This window comes from Halalkalibacter wakoensis JCM 9140, from assembly GCF_000513095.1.
Lineage (GTDB): Bacteria > Bacillota > Bacilli > Bacillales > Bacillaceae_D > Halalkalibacter > Halalkalibacter wakoensis.
Window position 1 is genome coordinate 136,222 of the sequence record NZ_BAUT01000001.1, and the last position, 20,718, is coordinate 156,939.

24 protein-coding genes and 2 pseudogenes are annotated in these 20,718 nt (G+C 38.0%); all 26 read left to right on the forward strand.

From position 1 onward, the window contains the following. Positions 1 to 64: 64 nt before the first annotated feature. Complete coding sequence (locus JCM9140_RS00690) at positions 65 to 964, forward strand: tyrosine-type recombinase/integrase (protein ID WP_034740927.1); 900 nt, start codon at positions 65 to 67, stop codon at positions 962 to 964. A 21-nt stretch (positions 965 to 985) separates the two neighbouring features. Further along, entirely contained in the window at positions 986 to 1,531 is a 546-nt protein-coding gene (gene hslV / locus JCM9140_RS00695) for an ATP-dependent protease subunit HslV (RefSeq protein WP_034740930.1), read from the forward strand. A 30-nt stretch (positions 1,532 to 1,561) separates the two neighbouring features. Then, entirely contained in the window at positions 1,562 to 2,953 is a 1,392-nt protein-coding gene (gene hslU, locus JCM9140_RS00700; protein WP_034740931.1) for an ATP-dependent protease ATPase subunit HslU, read from the forward strand. A gap of 18 nt (positions 2,954 to 2,971) precedes the next feature. Beyond that, entirely contained in the window at positions 2,972 to 3,751 is a 780-nt protein-coding gene (gene codY / locus JCM9140_RS00705) for a GTP-sensing pleiotropic transcriptional regulator CodY (RefSeq protein ID WP_034740934.1), read from the forward strand. A gap of 302 nt (positions 3,752 to 4,053) precedes the next feature. Further along, the gene (gene flgB, locus JCM9140_RS00710; RefSeq protein WP_034740937.1) at positions 4,054 to 4,455 is read left to right on the forward strand and encodes a flagellar basal body rod protein FlgB; all 402 of its coding nucleotides are present in this window, start codon (positions 4,054 to 4,056) and stop codon (positions 4,453 to 4,455) included. Between the two features lie 2 nt (positions 4,456 to 4,457). After that, complete coding sequence (flgC, locus tag JCM9140_RS00715; protein ID WP_173585926.1) at positions 4,458 to 4,913, forward strand: flagellar basal body rod protein FlgC; 456 nt, start codon at positions 4,458 to 4,460, stop codon at positions 4,911 to 4,913. Positions 4,914 to 4,925: 12 nt separating this feature from the next. Next, positions 4,926 to 5,224, forward strand: a pseudogene (gene fliE, locus JCM9140_RS00720) (flagellar hook-basal body complex protein FliE). Positions 5,225 to 5,252: 28 nt separating this feature from the next. Then, positions 5,253 to 6,830, forward strand: coding sequence for a flagellar basal-body MS-ring/collar protein FliF (fliF, locus tag JCM9140_RS00725; protein WP_034740940.1), 1,578 nt, complete (start codon positions 5,253 to 5,255; stop codon positions 6,828 to 6,830). Positions 6,831 to 6,842: 12 nt separating this feature from the next. Continuing rightward, positions 6,843 to 7,859: a flagellar motor switch protein FliG gene (fliG, locus tag JCM9140_RS00730; RefSeq protein ID WP_034740943.1), complete on the forward strand. Its 1,017-nt coding sequence runs from the start codon at positions 6,843 to 6,845 to the stop codon at positions 7,857 to 7,859. Next, positions 7,852 to 8,673: a flagellar assembly protein FliH gene (fliH, locus tag JCM9140_RS00735; RefSeq protein ID WP_034740946.1), complete on the forward strand. Its 822-nt coding sequence runs from the start codon at positions 7,852 to 7,854 to the stop codon at positions 8,671 to 8,673. Before fliG ends, fliH begins: the two co-directional genes overlap by 8 nt. Then, positions 8,651 to 9,976 carry a flagellar protein export ATPase FliI gene (gene fliI / locus JCM9140_RS00740; protein ID WP_034740948.1) on the forward strand — a complete coding sequence of 442 codons (1,326 nt, stop codon included), beginning with the start codon at positions 8,651 to 8,653 and terminating at the stop codon, positions 9,974 to 9,976. The genes fliH and fliI overlap by 23 nt, the downstream gene beginning before the upstream one ends. Beyond that, positions 9,976 to 10,413, forward strand: coding sequence for a flagellar export protein FliJ (gene fliJ, locus JCM9140_RS00745; protein WP_034740951.1), 438 nt, complete (start codon positions 9,976 to 9,978; stop codon positions 10,411 to 10,413). The genes fliI and fliJ overlap by 1 nt, the downstream gene beginning before the upstream one ends. Positions 10,414 to 10,428: 15 nt before the next feature. Further along, positions 10,429 to 10,989, forward strand: a complete 561-nt coding sequence (locus JCM9140_RS00750; RefSeq protein ID WP_034740954.1) for a MotE family protein — start codon at positions 10,429 to 10,431, stop codon at positions 10,987 to 10,989. Between the two features lie 28 nt (positions 10,990 to 11,017). Beyond that, the gene (locus JCM9140_RS00755) at positions 11,018 to 13,135 is read left to right on the forward strand and encodes a flagellar hook-length control protein FliK (RefSeq protein ID WP_034740957.1); all 2,118 of its coding nucleotides are present in this window, start codon (positions 11,018 to 11,020) and stop codon (positions 13,133 to 13,135) included. Positions 13,136 to 13,143: 8 nt separating this feature from the next. Then, complete coding sequence (gene flgD, locus JCM9140_RS00760; RefSeq protein ID WP_034740962.1) at positions 13,144 to 13,605, forward strand: flagellar hook assembly protein FlgD; 462 nt, start codon at positions 13,144 to 13,146, stop codon at positions 13,603 to 13,605. Between the two features lie 32 nt (positions 13,606 to 13,637). After that, complete coding sequence (locus JCM9140_RS00765) at positions 13,638 to 14,015, forward strand: TIGR02530 family flagellar biosynthesis protein (RefSeq protein WP_034740965.1); 378 nt, start codon at positions 13,638 to 13,640, stop codon at positions 14,013 to 14,015. Positions 14,016 to 14,098: 83 nt separating this feature from the next. Beyond that, complete coding sequence (gene flgG / locus JCM9140_RS00770) at positions 14,099 to 14,893, forward strand: flagellar basal body rod protein FlgG (RefSeq protein ID WP_034740968.1); 795 nt, start codon at positions 14,099 to 14,101, stop codon at positions 14,891 to 14,893. A gap of 64 nt (positions 14,894 to 14,957) precedes the next feature. Then, positions 14,958 to 15,170: a flagellar FlbD family protein gene (locus JCM9140_RS00775; protein WP_034740970.1), complete on the forward strand. Its 213-nt coding sequence runs from the start codon at positions 14,958 to 14,960 to the stop codon at positions 15,168 to 15,170. Beyond that, positions 15,171 to 15,602 carry a flagellar basal body-associated protein FliL gene (gene fliL, locus JCM9140_RS00780; protein ID WP_034740973.1) on the forward strand — a complete coding sequence of 144 codons (432 nt, stop codon included), beginning with the start codon at positions 15,171 to 15,173 and terminating at the stop codon, positions 15,600 to 15,602. It begins immediately after the preceding gene. A 33-nt stretch (positions 15,603 to 15,635) separates the two neighbouring features. Further along, positions 15,636 to 16,628: a flagellar motor switch protein FliM gene (gene fliM, locus JCM9140_RS00785; RefSeq protein WP_034740975.1), complete on the forward strand. Its 993-nt coding sequence runs from the start codon at positions 15,636 to 15,638 to the stop codon at positions 16,626 to 16,628. Continuing rightward, positions 16,621 to 17,843, forward strand: a pseudogene (gene fliY, locus JCM9140_RS00790) (flagellar motor switch phosphatase FliY). The gene fliM and the pseudogene fliY overlap by 8 nt, the downstream one beginning before the upstream one ends. Before the next feature lie 15 nt (positions 17,844 to 17,858). Further along, entirely contained in the window at positions 17,859 to 18,221 is a 363-nt protein-coding gene (locus JCM9140_RS00795; protein WP_034740978.1) for a response regulator, read from the forward strand. A 34-nt stretch (positions 18,222 to 18,255) separates the two neighbouring features. Beyond that, the gene (gene fliO / locus JCM9140_RS22205; protein WP_052001975.1) at positions 18,256 to 18,954 is read left to right on the forward strand and encodes a flagellar biosynthetic protein FliO; all 699 of its coding nucleotides are present in this window, start codon (positions 18,256 to 18,258) and stop codon (positions 18,952 to 18,954) included. Continuing rightward, positions 18,954 to 19,658: a flagellar type III secretion system pore protein FliP gene (fliP, locus tag JCM9140_RS00805; RefSeq protein WP_034740981.1), complete on the forward strand. Its 705-nt coding sequence runs from the start codon at positions 18,954 to 18,956 to the stop codon at positions 19,656 to 19,658. The genes fliO and fliP overlap by 1 nt, the downstream gene beginning before the upstream one ends. Positions 19,659 to 19,671: 13 nt before the next feature. Next, the gene (gene fliQ, locus JCM9140_RS00810; protein WP_034740983.1) at positions 19,672 to 19,941 is read left to right on the forward strand and encodes a flagellar biosynthesis protein FliQ; all 270 of its coding nucleotides are present in this window, start codon (positions 19,672 to 19,674) and stop codon (positions 19,939 to 19,941) included. 3 nt (positions 19,942 to 19,944) lie between these two features. After that, entirely contained in the window at positions 19,945 to 20,718 is a 774-nt protein-coding gene (fliR, locus tag JCM9140_RS00815; RefSeq protein ID WP_034740985.1) for a flagellar biosynthetic protein FliR, read from the forward strand.

The window sequence follows — 20,718 nt, forward strand, 5'->3', positions numbered from 1 at the left end:
GTTGTCAGAGCTACTAAATCATGATAGAATTTAGTAGCTCTCATTAGTGTTAGGTGGTGCTTGTGTGAAAGAGCAAGCCTGGATACATTTATTTATTACATATTTGCAATTAGAAAAGAATAGTTCTATACATACGACGAGAAATTATACAAATGATATAACAGATTTTGTTGAGTATATGAAAGCGGCTCAAATTGTTTCATTTTTAGATGTAAAGGGATCTGATGCGGCAGACTTTTTGTCTTTCCTGTTTAATAGGGAGTATTCAAGGGCAACTATTTCTAGAAAGGTATCTTCTTTAAGAAGCTTTTTTAAGTTTCATATGAAAGAAGGTCGAGTGAGCGAGAATCCTTTTGCAACGGTAATTCTACCAAAAAGATCAAATCAAACTTACCATACACTCAGTGAAGATCAGATGGTTTATAGCCTGCAGTTAGTAAGTGGGGCTAGCCCGTTAGAACAGCGAGATCGTGCCATTCTAGAACTTCTTTATGGTACTGGGATTAAGGTGAGTGAATGTGCAAAGATTAAAATAACAGATCTAAATCTTTCGTTAGGAACAATCTTAATTGAGGGAAAAAGTAGAAAAGAACGGTACTTGCCAGTGGGAAAGTTTGCTTTAGAAGCTCTTCAAACGTATATTAATGATGGACGCAATGTCCTTTTACAAAAGACGAATCAGCCACAAATTTCGTTATTTCTTAATGTGCAAGGGTTATCCCTCTCTGATCGGAGTATAAGATCAATAATTAAGAAACGGATTGGAGTTGAGTGTAACGACATGAAACTCCGTCCTTATGATATTAGACATTCTTTTACGTCTCATTTGTTAAAAAATGGAGCTGATGTGAAAGTTGTTCAGGACTTATTAGGGAACGAACAGCTGATAGACATTCGTAATTATACAGATGTAACGAAAGATCGATTGCAAGATGTATACAAACATTTTCATCCTAGAGCGTAAAGGATGTTAAGGAGGATATTTATGGATCAAACTTTTCACGCTACGACAATTTTTGCTGTGCAACATAATGGTGAATGTGCAATGGCTGGAGATGGCCAAGTAACATTTGGGAATGCCGTCGTTATGAAACATACGGCAAAGAAAGTTCGTACAATCTATCAGGGGAAAGTAATAGCAGGTTTTGCTGGCTCGGTTGCGGATGCTTTTACACTATTTGAGAAGTTCGAAGGGCGACTAGAGGAATATAACGGAAATCTCCAGCGTGCTGCGGTTGAATTAGCGAAAGAATGGAGAAGTGATAAAGTACTAAGAAGATTAGAGGCTATGCTCATCGTAATGAATAAAGAGCATCTGCTGCTCGTATCGGGAACTGGGGAAGTTATTGAACCAGATGATGGAATTTTAGCGATTGGTTCAGGTGGCAATTATGCGCTTTCAGCAGGTAGAGCTCTTAAGAAACATGCTCCAGAGCTATCAGCTAAAGAAATTGCTCGTGCATCCTTAGAGACTGCTGGGGAAATTTGTGTATATACTAACTTAAACATTATCGTTGAGGAACTTAAATAGGGATCGATACTTTAATTGGAGAGTGGTAATGTGAAAACGAATTTAACTCCTAGAGAGATTGTTAGCCGTTTAAATCAATTTATTGTCGGACAGGAAGAAGCAAAAAAGTCTGTTGCTATTGCTTTAAGAAACCGCTATCGTCGCAGCTTGCTCGAAGGGAAAATGAAGGATGAAATTACCCCGAAAAACATCTTAATGATTGGACCGACTGGGGTCGGGAAGACTGAGATTGCCCGGAGATTAGCCAAATTAGTTGGGGCGCCTTTTGTAAAGGTGGAAGCGACAAAGTTTACAGAAGTAGGCTATGTTGGACGTGATGTTGAATCAATGATACGGGATTTAGTTGAAACGAGTGTTCGGATTGTCAAAGAAGAAAAGGCTCATAAAGTCAGGGCTCAAGCGGAAACGAATGCAAATGAACGAATAGTTGAGCTACTCGTACCAAAAGTGAAGAAGCAATCCACTTATAAAAATCCATTAGAGATGCTTTTTGGCCAACAGGGGACAGAAGAAGTAGAGTCAGACCAGACTGAGGACAACAATATTGAGCAAAGACGAAGACAAATGGCTCATAAATTGGCGTTAGGTGAACTGGAAGACCATATGGTAACAGTTGAAATGGATGAGCAATCTCAAGGTTTTATGGATATGTTCCAAGGGCAAGGGATGGAGCAAATGGGAATGAACATGCAAGAAATGCTTGGTGGAATGCTGCCAAAGAAAAAGAAGAAAAAGCGTTTGCCAGTATCTGATGCGAGAAAAGTTTTAATCGACGAAGAAGCTCAAAAATTAATTGATATGGATGAAGTGACACAAGAAGCTGTTACAAGAGCTGAACAACTCGGCATTATTTTCATTGATGAAATTGATAAGGTGGCTAGTAAAGGTCAACAATCAGCAGATGTTTCACGAGAAGGCGTTCAACGCGATATTTTACCGATCGTTGAGGGTTCAACAGTTGTCACAAAACATGGCTCTGTAAAAACGGATCATATCCTCTTTATTGGAGCAGGAGCCTTTCATATCGCAAAACCATCGGATTTAATCCCGGAGTTACAAGGACGTTTTCCGATTCGGGTAGAGCTATCAAACTTATCGATTGAAGACTTTAAGCGGATTTTAGTTGAACCAAACAATGCGCTAATTAAACAATACGTCGCTTTACTTGAAACAGAAGGTATAAAAGTAACATTTTCTGACGAAGCTGTTCATAAGATTGCGACAATTGCCACTGAAGTGAATCAAGAAACAGAAAACATCGGAGCGAGACGATTACATACAATTCTTGAGCGATTACTAGAGGACTTATCCTTTGAGGCCCCCGATATCACGTTAGAAGAAATCGTAATTACGCCAGAATATGTAGATGAAAAGTTAGCTTCTATTGCTAAAAATCGAGATTTAAGTCAATTTATATTGTAAAATGCAGGAGGAGAAAGAATGGATTTATTGACAAGAACAAGAAAGATTAATGAAATGTTACAGAAAACAGGTGTTCAACATGTGAATTTTAAAGACATGGCAGAAACACTTCGTGATACAATTAGTGCGAATATTTTTGTTGTGAGTCGTCGTGGAAAGCTCTTAGGTTATGCGATTAAACAGGAAATTGAAAATGAAAGAATGAAAAAAATGCTTGAGGATCGTCGTTTTCCAGAAGAATATACAGATGGTTTATTCAAAATTGAGGAAACATCGGCTAATTTAGATATTGAGAGTGAATATACAGCTTTCCCAATAGAGAATAAAGACTTGTTTAGCAGTGGACTGACAACAATTGTACCGATACAAGGCGGAGGACAACGTCTAGGTACATTAATCTTAGCTCGGTTAAACGACTCGTTTAATGACGATGACCTCATTTTAGCTGAGTATGGAGCAACTGTGGTTGGAATGGAAATACTTCATGAAAAAACACAGGAAATTGAGGAAGAAGCTAGAAGTAAGGCAGTAGTACAAATGGCGATTAGCTCTCTTTCGTATAGTGAATTAGAAGCTGTTGAACATATTTTTCATGAATTAGATGGAAAAGAAGGACTCCTTGTTGCGAGTAAAATTGCTGACCGGGTAGGAATTACGCGTTCGGTCATCGTTAATGCACTTCGTAAACTTGAAAGTGCAGGTGTTATCGAATCGAGGTCACTTGGAATGAAGGGCACATATATTAAAGTATTAAACGATAAGTTTTTAATTGAACTAGATAAGCTGAAAGCAAAATAAATGAAATATGTAAAAAGAACGTAGATTTTACGTTCTTTTTTTATTTTCTTTTATTATTTGTGTTACAATTTGAAAGAGTATGTCGAATCTTGTAAATTAACAACACGAACATAGTATTTTGTGACAAAAGTCGTAGGTTGATCTAGTTCTTTTTTATTGATTCAAACGTTGGATAAAACGGTGTTAGACTTTTAAAGGTGAGTTTATTACAATTCTTTTAGAGCCTTAATTGAATATACGTGCGTTTGCGAAATGTCGAATTGTGTAAAATGTTGTTTTTTATTGTGAAAGGCGGGGTTGTTTTGAATTTATTTGGAAGTGCAACATTTCAAGTACTAGAGAGAGGCTTAAATGGTGCACAAATTAGACAAAATGCGATTTCTCAAAATATAGCCAATGCAGATACACCTAATTATAAAGCGAAGCAAGTGAGCTTTAAACATACTTTGGACGAAGTGATGAATAATAATCATTCGTTAAAGGCTAATCGAACAAATGAGAGGCATCTTGAATTCAGTGGAAATCCAAATGATGTGATGATACAAACAAATCGTCAATCGGTGTATAACCATAATGGTAATAACGTTGATATTGACTTTGAAATGGCAGAATTAGCTAAAAATCAAATCTATTATAATGCACTAATTGAACGTATGAATGGCCGGTTCTCTAGTTTGCAAACCGTAATACGTGGAGGGAATTAACGATGACGATTTTTCATGGGTTTAATACGAGTGCATCAGCGTTAACATCTCAACGCCTTCGCATGGATGTTGTTTCAGCTAATATGGCCAACGCTGATTCGACTAGAGCACAAATGGTTGACGGTGAATGGCAACCTTATCGGAGGAAAATGGTTGTGATGCAACCAAACGAAGGCCAACCTTTTTCGCATTTTTTAAGTCAAGCGAAGTCAACAAACACGCAAGTAGGAAACGGAGTTAAAGTTACGGGGATTATTAACGATACGACTCCTTTCAAACAAGTGTACAATCCAGAACATCCAGATGCGAACGAATTAGGGTATGTACAAATGCCGAATGTTGATCCATTAAGAGAAATGATTGATTTAATGAGTGCGACTCGGTCATATGAGGCAAATGTAACAACGTTGAATGCTTCGAAAAATATGTTGTTAAAAGCACTTGAGATTGGAAAATAGGAGGAATGATGAATGGACGTAAGAATACAGTCTCCTTTCATACAAACGAACACTCTGCAGAATAAACCTAAATATACACCTGCACAGGCTCAGGATACATTTAAACAGGCACTAAGTAAAGCAATTAAAGATGTAAATGAACTACAAAATGTGTCAGCCCATAAAACGGATTTACTAGCTAAAGGGAAAATTGATAACCTTCATGATGTAATGATTACTGGACAGAAAGCTAGTGTCGCGCTTCAGGTACAGTAGAAGTCCGTAACAAAGTCGTTGAAGCCTATCAAGAGATTATGAGAATGCAAGTGTAAAAGGAAGTAGTTTTGAAGGAGAGGCCACATGAACGAAAAATTTACCACATATAAAGAGCGCCTAACGGAATACTGGACTGGTCAAACGAAAAAACAAAAGGCCATCCTTTTAGGGTCTGTCTTTGCACTTATAATCGTGCTCTTTCTTTTAATGTTTTTTTCGACTAGATCCAATTATGTACCGCTATATAGTAATTTAACACTTCAAGAAACAGGTCAAATTAAAGAGACGCTAGATGCAAGGGGCATTCAATCGCAAATAGCTGATAATGGAACAACGATTATGGTTCCAGAGCCACTTGCAGATTCTCTTAAGGTAGAGCTCGCCGCAGAAGGGATGCCAAGAAGCGGAAGTATTGATTATAGTTTTTTCCAAGACCAAATGGGATTTGGGATGACTGATAATGAATTCTCACTGATGGAAAGAGCTGCTATGCAGACTGAACTTGGTAGCTTGATTAGAAATGTAAATGGTGTAAACAATGCAAATGTCATGATTACTTTACCAGAAGAAAGCGTTTGGTTGAATTCATCAAATGAAGCAGCAACAGCAGCTGTTGTTTTAGATTTAGCTCCCGGTTATCAACTGGAGCCTTCACAAGTACAAGCCCTTTATCATCTAGTATCAAAAAGTGTGCCAAACCTTCCTATAGAAAATATCGTCATTTCTGACCAAATGTTTAATGATTATTTATATGAAAATGCAAATCAAGTAAATACGACGTTAACCGTATTTGAACAGCAACGGTCGATCCAACGAGAGATTGAGCGTGATTTAACACGTAATCTTCAACAAATGTTAGGAACCGTTGTGGGGAGAGATAAAGTGTTAGTGTCTGTATCAACAGACATTGACTTTACTCAGGAGAATCGAACCGAAGCATTGGTTGAACCAGTTGACCCTGAAAATATAGAAGGGATCGCTGTCAGCATTGAGCGAATTGCTGAAACGTATAGTGGTGAAGGTGTTGGAGAAGGGGGAGTCCCAGGCGCTGGGGAAGAAATTCCTAATTTCCCGGGTGCACAAAATCAAGGGGCGACAGAATGGGAGCGAACGGAAGATCGAATTAATAACGAAGTCAATCGAATTAATCGAGATATTGTAGAAAGTCCTTATAAGATTAGAGATATTGGAATTCAAGTAATGGTTGAGCCACCAGAGGGACTTGATGCCTTGCCACAAGAAAGAATGAATGATATCCAACAAATATTAGGGACAATTGTCCGAACAAGCATTTCAGGAGTTTACGCAGAGGAACTTGATCAAGATGCGATTAACGAGAAAATCTTCGTGTCCTCTCAGCCATTCGAGGGCAAAGTTGAATTTGAACCACAACAAGTTCAAGCTATTCCGATGTGGATGTATATCATTGGTGGAGCTCTTGTTGTTGTCATTCTTATTCTAGCGTTCTTGCTTTTCAGAAAGAGAAAAGTAGAAAACGATGAAGCATTTCTTGAAGAAGAAGCAACCGGATATGAAGTCCCAGAACTTCCAAATGAAGAGGATAGTCCGGCAGCAGCAAAACGTAAACAGCTTGAAAACATGGCAAAAGAGAAACCAGATGAATTTTCAAAATTACTACGTACTTGGTTATCGGAAGATTAGGAGGGGTGACAATTGGCTGGAGCAAAAAATAAAGAGTTAACTGGAAAACAAAAAGCAGCGATCCTCCTTATATCTCTTGGACCTGATGTATCTGCTCAAGTGTATAAGCATTTATCGGAAGAAGAAATTGAACAATTAACCCTTGAAATTGCAAATGTTCGAAAAGTAGATAGTGGTATGAAAGAAGAGATACTTGAGCAGTTTCATTCGTTGGTGTTGGCACAGGATTATATTGCTCAAGGTGGGATTGGGTATGCCAAAAGCATCTTAGAAAAGGCATTAGGCGAGGAAAATGCGATGGATATCATTAATCGATTAACATCAACCTTGCAAGTTCGCCCATTTGATTTTGCGCGAAAAGCTGACCCGTCGCAAATCCTAAATTTTATTCAAAATGAACATCCGCAAACAATTGCGCTCATCTTGTCTTATTTAGACTCTGTACAGGCAGGACAGATTTTGTCTGAATTGCCACAAGAAGTTCAAGCAGATGTAGCTAAGCGTATAGCACTTATGGATAGCACTTCTCCAGAAATTGTGAATGAAGTGGAGTCCATCTTAGAACAAAAGCTATCTTCAACTGTTACTCAAGACTACACGGTTACGGGTGGTATAGAGGCTGTAGTTGAAGTGTTAAACAGTGTAGACCGAAGTACGGAACGAACAATTCTTGACGCTTTAGAAATTCAAGATCCTGAGCTTGCTGAAGAAATTAAAAAGCGTATGTTTGTCTTTGAAGACATTGTCACCCTTGATAATCGCTCGATTCAACGAGTTATTAGGGATGTGGAGAATGAAGATTTGCAGCTTTCGTTAAAAGTGGCTAGCGAAGAAGTGAAAGATATTGTCTTTAGCAACATGTCGCAACGAATGGCCGAAACGTTTAGAGATGAAATGGAGTTTATGGGTCCAGTTCGTTTAAGAGATGTCGAAGAAGCACAGTCAAGAATTGTTGCCATTATTCGTCGATTAGAAGAGTCTGGAGAAATCGTGATTGCCCGTGGTGGAGGAGACGATATCATTGTCTAAGATCATCAAATCACAATTTAATCGATCTGAAATGGAATCAAAGAAAATTGAGATCCAAAATTTATTTGATCAACAAGACGATTACGTGAAAGAAAGAAATGCTGAACACTTACCAGACCAAACAGTTCAAGAAGACTTACAAGCCACGTTAATGGAATTGGAGCTAGAAGTTCAACATGCCAAAGAACGAGCAAATCAAATTATAACTGAAGCTGAGCGAGAGGCCGAGCAAACACGAGAAAGTATAACGTTACAACAAAAGCAATTTGAAATTCAAATCCAGGAAGAAAGAAATACAGCGCGAGAAAAAGGCTACGAGGAGGGGTTTATTCAAGGCCAAGAAGAAGGATTTTCAACCTATTCTCAGTTAATTGAGCAGGCAAAAACGGTAATTCGCCAATCTGAGCAAGAATATGGAAGAACCATTGAATCGGCCCAACCAATTATTGTGGAACTTGCTGCTGCCTTAGCGCAACGGATGGTGAATCAGAAGTTTGAAGAAGATCAAGACATGTGGTCTCAACTACTTTTGCAAGTAATGACAGAAGTAAGAGAGCATGAAAATGTAAGAATTTATGTACATCCAGATTGGTTTGAACGAACCACCCAGCAAAAAGACGAATTAGAGCAAATGTTAAGTCACACAGAAAAACTGTTTATTTATCCAGATGCTGGTCTGATGAAAAATGGTTGTGTGATTGAAACAAAATATGGACGTATTGATGCTACGATTGATCGTCAATTGACGGAATTAAAAAGCCAATTGCTTGAAAAGGTAAAGGAGGGTGACAATGAACGCGCAGAAATTAGTTAGCATTGTCCCGTCTCTTACTCCGTTTAAATGGTACGGGAAAGTCACACGTGTTGTTGGCTTAACGATCGAATCAAAAGGACCTCAAGCTTCTATTGGTGATCTTTGCTATATATTTTGTGGAAAATCTAAGTCTCAAAAAGTAAAAGCGGAGGTAGTTGGATTTCGCGATGAGAATGTCTTATTAATGCCATTAAATGGAACAGTTGACATATCACCTGGAAGTTTAGTGGAAGCTACTGGGAAGCCATTAGAGGTTAAAGTGGGTACTGAATTAATTGGAAAAGTCATAGACGGATGTGGGGAGCTATTGACAAATGACGCTTCTCTGCCAAAGGGGCTTACGTCATTTCCAACAGATAACTCTCCACCAAATCCTTTACTTAGACCGAGAATACATGAAAAAATGTCGCTTGGTATTCGAGCAATTGACTCCCTCTTCACCGTTGGAAAAGGACAGAGAATTGGGATTTTTGCCGGCAGTGGTGTAGGAAAAAGTACATTATTATCCATGCTTGCTAAAAATTCAGCAGCGGATGTGAATGTCATTGCTCTCATTGGTGAACGTGGAAGAGAAGTAAAAGACTTTATTGAAAGAGACTTAGGGGAAGAAGGACTTCAGAAGACTGTTTTAGTTGTTGCCACTTCTGATCAACCAGCTCTTATGAGAATTAAAGGTGCAATGACGGCCACAGCGGTTGCAGAGTATTTTCGAAATCAAGGTCTCGATGTGAACTTAATGATGGATTCTGTAACTAGGTTTGCTATGGCTCAACGTGAAATAGGTCTAGCTATTGGTGAACCACCTACATCAAAAGGGTACACGCCATCCGTATTTGCGATGCTTCCTAGATTGCTAGAACGTTCTGGAACGGATCAATTCGGGAGCATAACAGCTTTTTACACGGTTTTAGTTGATGGTGATGACATGAACGAACCGATAGCTGATGCAGTAAGGGGAATACTAGATGGACATTTAGTGTTAGATCGTAAGTTAGCCAATAAAGGTCAATTTCCTGCTATTAATGTTTTGAAAAGTGTGAGCCGTGTTATGGCAGATATTGTGGATGAAGAACATAAATCGACAGCCGATCAAGTTCGTTCCCTTTTATCGATTTACGATGATAATGAAGATTTAATTAATATTGGTGCATATAAACGAGGTGCATCCAGAGAAATAGATGAGGCTATTTCTGTGTATCCGCAAATTATTAACTTTCTAAAACAGTCTACAACAGAAGTGGTCTCAATAGATCAGTCCATTGACAGGTTAATTGCGGAGTTTGCGAAAGGCGGTTCTTCGTAATGTCATTCCAATTTACCCTTCAAAAAGTCATGCAGGTTAGAGAAAGAGAGAAAAATCAGGGCCAAGCTGAATATCAAAAAGCTATCGATCAATTTGAAAAAGTTGCAACCAAGCTTTATGAATTGCTTAAAAAGAAAGAAAGTTTAGAGGAAAGGGCTCGTAAACAGATTTCAGTTGGAACTTCTATTTATGAGTTGCAACAAAACCAAAATGAAATGATGCGGTTACAACAAGAAATCCAGTTGCATCAACGTGAGACTCAACGAGCACGTGACAAAATGTCGATGAAGGAACAGGACTTTTTACAAAAAGCCATTGAATGTAAAAAGTATGAAAAAATGAAACAATTGAAAGAAAATGAATTTATAGAAGAAGAGAAAAGAAAAGAAGCTGTGCAAATGGACGAAATATCGATTCAATTATTTGCAAAGCGTTGAAAAAGGTGACGTAGTATGTCAGAAACTGAAAAGTCATATAGCAAATTTCAATGGTTTTTCCTTGTGATTGTTATCCCTGTCCTTTTTGCCATTATTTTATTTACAGTCATTCTCTCTTTTCTAGGGATCGATGTGATTGGGAAATCAAAAGAACTGGCCACGAATGTACCTGGTATTTCCTCCGTGATGGAGGAGGAAGAAGAAATGATCGAGGTTGACGTAATTAACTTAGAACAGCAAATCTCTAATCAGGAAGCGGAACTAGAGAGGTTGCAACAGCTTTTAATTGAAAAAGATGAAGTCATCGCGGAACTCGAAAAAGAAGTTGAACAACTTGAAGAACAAAGTGAATTAATAGAAGAATATCAAATTGAAGTACAACAAGATTTGAAAGAGATTGCGAAAGTGTATGAATCGATGTCTTCGAAAAATGCTGCTGCCATTATTTCTGAGTTACCTGTTGAAGAAGCCCTTCTTCATCTATCACAAGTATCAGTAGATGCTAGATCTGGGATATTATCGAAAATGGAAAGTGAACTAGCCGCTGAAATTATGAGTGGTTTTGCGAACCAATAAGGGTTGTTACTTGAAAGGAGGTGAAAAAATGAATGCAGCCTTAGTAACGAATCTTGTAAATGCATTATCTGTCACCACTGCTGCTTCTGCGGTCAAAACGCCTGACTCGAATCAAGGTTTTTCCAATTTACTCGCACGTCTTGTTGAAACCATTGACGAAAAGGCTAAAGATCACCAGGCAGAGGAAGAAGATTTCTTACTTAGAACATTATCGCGTATTACTGAAATCGGCGTTACGGTAGATGAAGATCTATCTGACTTAATACCGGAGTTATGGATTGAAGATTTTTTAAGTAGTTGGTCAGTAAGTAGTGAAGATCATTTACAACACATTAGATCTGAGTGGCCGGAAGGGAAACAACTCTCATTTATAGCCACCTCCTATTATGTAGGGAATGAAGAAGTGAAAGATGCTATTAAAGGACTTGTTCCATCAAAACTTATTACTGATTTAGACCAGGGACAAAAACAACTGTCACTTAGTTCCGTACCTTTTATTAAAAACAATCTAAAAGATGATGTGAACTCGATAGAAATTCAAGAGAAACGATCTTTATTAAAGGATGAGTTAGAAGTAGTTAATGCATTTCTAGGATCTGAGGAGAACAAAGAGACTAGAACTTTAACTTCTACTTATGGAGTAACTCCATTTTATTCAGGTCCTAACTTGATGCTAGTTCAGCAAGATGGAAAATTAAATGTAGGTAACGGCCAGAAAATGGTGAATAGTCCTTCCCTTCCTGAACCAGAAAGTAAGGGAATGATTGAGGGTAATCAACTATCTAATGAAAAAGGGAGAACTCTTTATTCGCCGAATCGTAGCTTTGAAGATGCCAATAAAATGTCCATGCTGGTTAAAGAAACTGAATCTCGGCCTTTCTTAAGAAGGGAAGGGGACCATGTAACGAAAGTGAATAATTGGTTTACTGAAGGAGAAGGAACAGAGACCGTCTCTCAGTCATTGTTGCATGTCTCTAATACGAAGAGAGATATGGGAGAAGTGGTCAGGGAACCCGATTCTCGTCTACTTACGAATGAAATTAAACGTAGTCCCTCAGAAAATCTAAACTTTCGTACAATGCAACAGTCGTCTATGTCACCATTTAATTCACTAGCTGACAAAGCGTTATTAATTATGAAAGACATTGCGAACCTTACTTCTGAAGTGTTAAGCAGAGGTCACATATCCAATGAAGCTATATTGGATCAACGATTTCTAGACTCGTTACCAGAGACAATGCTCGAAAAAGTTACACCGTTTCTAAGTGAAGCACAGGGGAAACTGGGATTAGAGCTATCTAAGTGGCCTATGGAGGAGCAACTTGTATTTTTGGCACTTCTATTCAATCAATCAAACAATGATGGCCAAGAGTTTATAAGACAAAACCTTTCGAAAATAGCCAGTACTGTTCGTAATGATATTGTTCAAACCGCTAATATAGATAAAGTGACTGTAAGAAAGTTGGGGCAGGTGCTTAACTCTTTTTCGAACGTCGACCAAGTTGATTTGAATGAAATCGTGGCATTATTCCGTGAAAAGAGTAGTGACGAGAAAAGCCAGACAGTAGTGGGTTTTTCAAACACTTTGGAAACCGACGAAGAGAATGCTCCTAAGCAAAGCAGTCTTTTGGATGAGGTCCGTTTGAATCAAAGCATTGAAGACAAAGGGTCAAGAAATGGAGTGTATCAACTTTATATAGGTGATAGACTTCCAAAACAAATGCAGCAACAACAATTTATTAAGCAACTAGTTAACATTGTCAAACGTGGTACCTTTACACAAACACCACAAGGGATTCATACGTTGTCAATTAAGTTGCACCCTGAACACTTAGGTCGTTTGAGTATTCAAATAAGTCAACAAGAAGGCCTAATTACAGCTAAAATCATTGCAGCGAATTCAGCAAGTAGAGAGATAATCGATGCGAACATTCATCACTTGCGACAAACGTTCACACAACAACAGATGCAAATTGATCGAATTGTCGTCTTAGAAGATCAACAATTAGATGAACAGAATAGTAAAGATAAAGGTTCTTCTAAAGACCAACAACCTAAAGAGGAGCAACAAGGAAAACGTGATCGCAACAATCAAGTATTATTTGAAGACTTCTTGCAAGATGCAACCATAAATGAACAAGTATAGGTGATCGGATGACAACAATTCAAGAAAATTTAATGTTAAACAATCAGCAAAAGCAAGTACAACAAAACAACCAAGGAATTCTCGGCAAAGATGATTTTTTGAAGATTTTAATTACACAACTTCAAAATCAAGACCCTGCAAATCCAATGGATGATCGTGAATTTATTGCGCAAATGGCTCAATTTTCATCACTCGAACAAATGACAAATATGAATCAAGCAGTGCAAAAGTTTGTTCAATTACAATCTAGTCAAAGTCTTGTCCAACATAGTGAACTAATTGGAAAGCAAATCGAATGGAAGCGAGAAGTTCAAGTTGATCAGTATCGTACCAGAACAGAACTAGTTGAGAATGTTGTGAAATCTGTAAAGCTTGAAAATAATGGAACCATACGTGTTCAACTAGATGATGGTCGTTGGATTAGTAATGAGCAGATTGTTCAAATAAGTAAAGCAAAAGAGGCAGAATAAGAAAAATGGCGTTTATAAGGATGTGAAGATAAATGGATCCTAGAATTATTGCTCAGTCATTCCATACACTTCCAAAGCCAACGAGAAAACCGATCAATAAACCTCAGACAAATAACTTTCATTCGTTGCTACAAACACAACTGGCAGATTCTCCAAATTTAAAAGTGAGTAAACATGCGCAAGAGCGGATGACGTCTAGAGGAATTGAGTTTTCATCAGACAAATGGTTAACGATTGAACAAAAAGTGAAGGAAGCCCAGCAAAAAGGGGTTACAGACTCGATTGTGATAACGAATGATGCAGCATTAGTCGTTAGTGCAAAAAATGAAACAGTTATAACAGTTTTAAACAGGGAAGAAGCACAGTCCCAAATTTTCACCAACATTAATGGAACGATTTTAATAGATTAATTATAATAAAAAAACTGGACCCATAAAGGGAGGTTTATGACTGTGGACCGATTGAAGCAGTCATAAAGAGGAGGAAAATTGTTATGTTACGATCAATGTATTCTGGTATTTCAGGTATGAGAAACATGCAAACTAAATTGGATACGATTGGAAATAATATTGCCAATGTTAATACATTTGGATATAAAAAGGGAAGAACCACATTTAAAGATATGGTCAGCCAGCAAATCGCTGGTGCATCTGGTCCTGGAGGAAATCTTGGTGGTACAAATCCAAGACAAATTGGATTAGGGTCACAATTAGCATCGATTGATACGATTCATACGCAAGGAAGTTTACAAAATACAAATCGCGAGTTGGATTTAGGGATTTCCGGCGATGGTTATTTTAGATTAGGTGATCAAGAGAATACTTTTTACAGTAGAGCAGGAAATTTTTATTTAGACCAAGCTGGGGATATTGTTAACTCAGACGGACAGTACTTGCTAGGAATGGATGGAGGAGTTATTAATATCCCACCAACTTCACAAAGCTTTAGTATAAGTCAAACTGGTAATGTTAACGTCATTGATGCTGAAGGTAACTTAGAAACTGTAGGAACAATTTCCCTAGCATTTTTTCCGAACCCAGAAGGATTACAAAAAGCTGGGAATAATCTTTACCAAGTTACTGTCAACTCAGGAGAACCAGGTGCCCCTTCGATCCCAGGAGAGAACGGTACAGGCACTTTAGTTGCTGGAACACTAGAAATGTCTAACGTTGATTTGTCCGAAGAATTTACTGAAATGATCGTAGCGCAACGTGCATTCCAAGCAAACACTCGTATTATCACAACATCAGATGAGATTTTACAAGAGTTAGTAAATTTAAAACGTTAATTTAGACTGTCAATACAACTCTAGGAGGATAGGGCTAGGCTAAGTCTAGCCCGTTCATTTATTTATGATTGAATTAATTCGGTTAAATGGTAAACCATTTTTATTAAATGCATTGTTAATTGAACAAGTAGAAGCGTTCCCTGATACGACTATTACGCTGTTAAGCGGAAAGAAAATAGTGGTAAAAAATAGTATAGAAGAAGTACAAAAATTGATTAATGTTCGGTTTAATCAAATTGGTTTAATTGGAATTTATAAAGATGTGGAGGGGTCATGATTGTTTAAAAATAAGCTTGTAAACATCATGCTAATCATTTTAGTAGCACTTACGCTAGTTGGCGTAGTTGCATTTGTGCTTGTTAATCAATATATGAATGAACCTGACCCTGATGCTGAACCTACGATTGACGAAATCATTGCCCAGTCATTTGATACAGCTGAAATTACAACAAACCTCCTTTCTAATGACTTTGTTCGAGCCTCTTTCCGAATACACGTTGATAGCAAAGGTGCATTAACGGAAGTTCAAAAACGCGATTTTCAAGTGAAGAATATTATTTTACGAGCCTTATCTGGCAAAAGGGCTTCAGATTTAGCTGGTCCTGAAGGAATTGAGGCGTTCGAGGATGACATTCGCAACCAAATTAATGAGTTAATGCAAGAGGGGGAAGTTATTCAAGTTTATACAACTGCTTGGGTAATCCAGTAACATTTTGTTACCCAACATAAAGAGGTGAGGATCTTGGCTGACGTTTTGTCACAGGGAGAGATTGATGCCCTGTTATCAGCACTTTCAACTGGAGAAATGAATGCTGATGAATTAAAAAAAGAAGAAAAAGAATCAAAAGTAAAAGTTTATGATTTCAAGAGAGCGTTACGTTTTTCGAAAGATCAAATTCGAAGTCTGTCACGAATTCATGAAAATTTCGCTAGATTATTAACAACCTACTTTTCAGCACAATTGCGTACACATGTTCAAATTTCAGTCGCATCAGTTGATCAACTTCCTTACGAGGAGTTTATTCGGTCCATACCAAAAATGACGATCTTAAATGTTTTTGAACCGTATCCTTTAGATGGAAGACTGCTTATGGAAATTAACCCAAACATTGCGTATGCGATGTTAGACCGGCTATTAGGTGGTAGAGGGGTAAGTGTGAACAAAGTGGAAAATCTAACTGAAATTGAGACAAGAATCATGTCGCAGCTTTTTCAGCGCACGTTAGATAGTTTTCAAGAAGCATGGAGCTCTGTTATCGAGCTTGATCCAGTCATGGAGGAGATTGAGGTTAATCCGCAGTTTCTTCAAATGGTTTCTCCAAATGAAACGGTTGTCGTCATTTCACTTTCTACTACAATTGCCGAAACGTCTGGAATGATTAATATTTGTTTGCCACATGTTGTATTGGAAGAAGTATTGCCGAAGCTTTCGGTTCATTATTGGATGCAAGAAAAGAAAAAGCAAAGAGAACCTGGCGAAATAGAGAGCATTGAAATGAACATACAAAAAGCTCCTTTGCTCATTCAAGCAGAGCTTGGCCGTTCAGAAATTTCCATTCAGGAGTTTTTGCATCTCGATCAAGGAGATGTTATTGAATTAAATCAACTTATCAATCAACCACTAATTGTAACCGTTGGTGGCGAAAGAAAATATCATGCTCAACCAGGAAAGTCAAAGAATAAGATTGCTGTCCAAGTGACAGGAATTATTGAGGAGGCAGAGGAAAATGAATGATGATATGCTTTCCCAAGATGAAATAAACGAACTGTTAAAAGGTGTAAGTGGAGACACAGACGAACAAAGTGATGAACAACCAAAGGAAACAGAACCCTTACAGTTAGCTGATTATCTATCAGATATTGAAAAGGATGCGCTTGGAGAAATTGGCAATATATCATTTGGTAGTGCAGCAACTGCATTGTCAACCCTATTGAATCAGAAGGTCGACATAACGACACCACAACTTTCGATGATTCAAAGGAGAGAACTTGAACAGGAATTCCCGCAACCACATGTAGCAGTTCATGTTGAATATACAGAAGGGTTTCAAGGTATTAACTTATTAGTGATTCAAACAAGAGATGCTGCGATCATAGCTGATTTAATGCTTGGTGGCGATGGGACAGAGCTTCGTCTGAACTTAGTGAGATGCATGTAAGTGCCGTCCAAGAAGCTATGAATCAAATGATGGGATCTGCATCCACATCGATGTCGACGATCTTTAATAAGAGAGTAGATATTTCTCCTCCAGGTATTGATTTAATGGATGTGAGAAAAGACAAAGGTACGTCCCAAGTTCCTGAAGATGACATTCTTGTAAAAACATCTTTTAGGCTAAAAGTAGGCGAATTGATTGATTCAAATATTATGCAATTGGTCACAGTACCATTTGCTAAAAATTTGGTGGAAGAGTTAATGAATCCAGGGCAGTCTGAAGAAACACCACAGCAAGCTCAATCAGAAAAGCCAGTGGAGCCGAACAAAGAGGAAAAGGAAAATCCAGGTGTTTCACAACCTTCACAGCCGATGCAAAGGAAAGAAGTTGAGCCAACTACTCATCAGGCACAACCACAACCTACTTACGAAGAGAGAGGTCAGCAGCATTTAGGTAGTTTTCAACAAAGGGAAGTGGATGTTCAACCAGCAGCATTTTCCACATTTGCACCGCCGAAGCTATCGCAAACAGAATCAAATAATTTGAATATGCTATTAGACATTCCTCTTTCAGTTACAGTTGAGTTGGGAAGAACAAAGCGTTCCATAAAGGAAATACTTGAATTCACACAAGGATCGATCATTGAACTTGATAAGTTAGCCGGAGAACCAGTTGATATATTGGTTAACCAAAAGCTAATAGCAAAAGGAGAAGTCGTTGTCATCGATGAGAATTTTGGTGTAAGGGTGACAGATATCGTTAGTCAAGAAGATCGTATACGAAATTTAAAATAAGAAAAGGTGAATGACATGTCAGCGAGAGTGTTAATAGTTGATGATGCGGCTTTTATGCGCATGATGATTAAGGATATATTATCAAAAAATGGTTTTGATGTAGTAGGTGAGGCCAATGATGGGGCCGAAGCGGTAGAAAAGTTTAAGGAATTGTCACCAGATCTTGTCACAATGGACATTACAATGCCGGAAATGGATGGTATCACAGCTTTAAAGGAAATCAAAGCCATTGACCCGAGTGCTAAAATTATAATGTGTTCTGCGATGGGACAGCAAGCGATGGTTATTGATGCCATTCAAGCTGGAGCAAAAGACTTCATCGTAAAACCATTTCAAGCCGATCGAGTAGTAGAAGCTATTCAAAAAGCACTTGGCTAGAATGTTCCATAACGGGGGGGGCGTAACGAAAATAATGAGCAATAAAGTGTTTATCGTAGCTCTCATTTTCCTTTTTACTTTTGTTGGATTACCACCTTTGGCACAAGCGAACACACCAAATGATGAGAATCGTAGAGTATCAGAAACGTTAAATCCATCTACGGAGGAACCAGTAGAAGATGAAATGAGTCCTTCTGCACCTGTACCTGAAACAGAAGAGGGTTCAATGGAGGAAATAATTCCTGAGCAAAATACGTTTCTCATTTTTGCTCAGATGATTAGTGCACTTGCATTGGTCATCGTACTTATTTATTTTCTTTTACGTTTTATTAGTAAACGGTCGCAGTCGTTTCATTCATCTAAACTCCTTGAAAATATAGGGGGAGTTCCAGTTGGCGCAAATAAATCTGTTCAATTGGTTAAAATTGGAGATCGGGTGTTGGTTGTTGGTGTTGGTGATTCGATTCAGTTACTAAAAGAAATAGAAGACAAAGATGAAGTGAGAGCGATTATGACTCATCAACAAGAACAATTGGAGCAGTTTGATCAACCGATCCAAAAGTTCTCCAATTGGATTCAAAATAAAGTGAATCGTAACTCAAGTGAACAAATGAACAAAGGATCCAAATCACTGAATGATGAACGATTTAAAAGTCTATTAGAAAATAACTTGAAAGAAGTTTCAAAATCACAGAAGCAATTGCGTGATGTCGTAAAGGAGCGTGATAAGTAATGCTAGATTCGTTCCTTCTTTCAGCAGTCACGACAGTACCTGGACTCGATCTTGATTTTATTTCGGACGAGCCAGCCAATGTGGCCACAACCATTCAACTGCTTCTTGTTTTAACGGTCCTGTCATTAGCACCTTCTATTCTAATCTTAATGACAAGTTTTACGAGAATTGTTATTGTTCTTTCATTTGTACGCCAAGGGTTGGCCACTCAATCTATGCCACCCAATCAAGTTCTAATTGGTATAGCACTTTTTCTTACATTTTTTATTATGGCACCCATTTTTGCCGAAGTGAATGAAACGGCGCTTACTCCTTTTTTTGAGGGAGAAATTGATCAAGAAGAAGCTTTATATTTAGCTTCTATTCCATTAAAAGAATTTATGGCAAACCATACGCGGGAAAAAGATTTAGCTCTTTTTATGGGTTATGCTGGTTTAGATCGACCGGAAACGCTCGACGATATTCCTCTGACTGCTTTAGTTCCTGCTTTTGCAATTAGTGAGTTAAAAACAGCCTTTCAAATAGGCTTTTTAATCTTCATTCCATTTTTAGTCATTGACATGATTGTAGCAAGTGTCTTGATGTCAATGGGAATGATGATGCTACCGCCTGTAATGATTGCCTTGCCTTTTAAAATACTGTTATTTGTTTTAGTCGACGGTTGGTATTTAATTGTTCAATCGTTGTTACTTAGCTTTCAATAAGGTGGTGGGGTAAATGAGTCCCGAATTTGTTATCAGTATGGCAGAAAATGGAGTATGGACCGTCCTCCTAGTGGCGGGTCCGCTTTTACTCGTTGCACTCGGCCTAGGTTTATTTGTAAGTATTTTTCAGGCTACAACACAAATTCAAGAGCAAACTCTTGCCTTTATACCGAAAATTGTCGGTGTTTTTGCGGCACTAATTATATTCGGTCCTTGGATGTTATCTAATGTTACGAATTTCACGTACCAAATTTTTAGCAATCTTCATAGGTTTGTTGGATAATGATTGATTTTTATTAATGTTTTACCTGCCTTTTTACTCGTTTTTATGAGAGTTCTTGCTTTCTTAGCCGTGTTGCCCATTTATTCACATAGGTCGATTCCAAATACAATGAAGATCGGATTGTCTCTTTTCCTAGCATGGACAATGGTATTTACATTAGAATCTCCTGTCATTGCGTTTGATTCAATGTACTATTTTCTTTTGATTAAAGAAGTATTAGTAGGGTTATTTGTAGGGCTTATTGCGACTATTTTATTATATGCGATTCAAGTAGCTGGTGGATTTATCGATTATAGTATGGGGTTTATGATTGCAAATGTCGTTGATCCTCAAACGGGAGCGCAAACGCCACTGACTGGTAGTTATCTATACACATTCGCTCTGCTGTTTTTGTTGTTAGTCAACGGTCATCATTTATTATTAGATGGAATTTTTTATAGTTATCAGTTTGTTCCAATGGATCAAGTTTTTCTCCCTTTTGGTCAAGAAAATATAATTCAATTTGTAACAACTACGTTTAATGCAATGTTTATTATTGCCTTTCAAATGGCTTTCCCGATCGTCGGTTCCCTATTTTTAGTTGATGTTGGGTTAGGGATGGTCTCAAGAGCGGTTCCCCAAATGAATGTGTTTGTTGTCGGAATGCCTTTAAAAATTATTGTTGGGTTGTTATTGTTAACAGTTTTCATGGGAGTGTTCTTTATGGTCGTTCAACGTTTGTTTGATCAATTGATTGTCACGATGCGAACGTTATTACAATTACTCGGGGGGGCATAA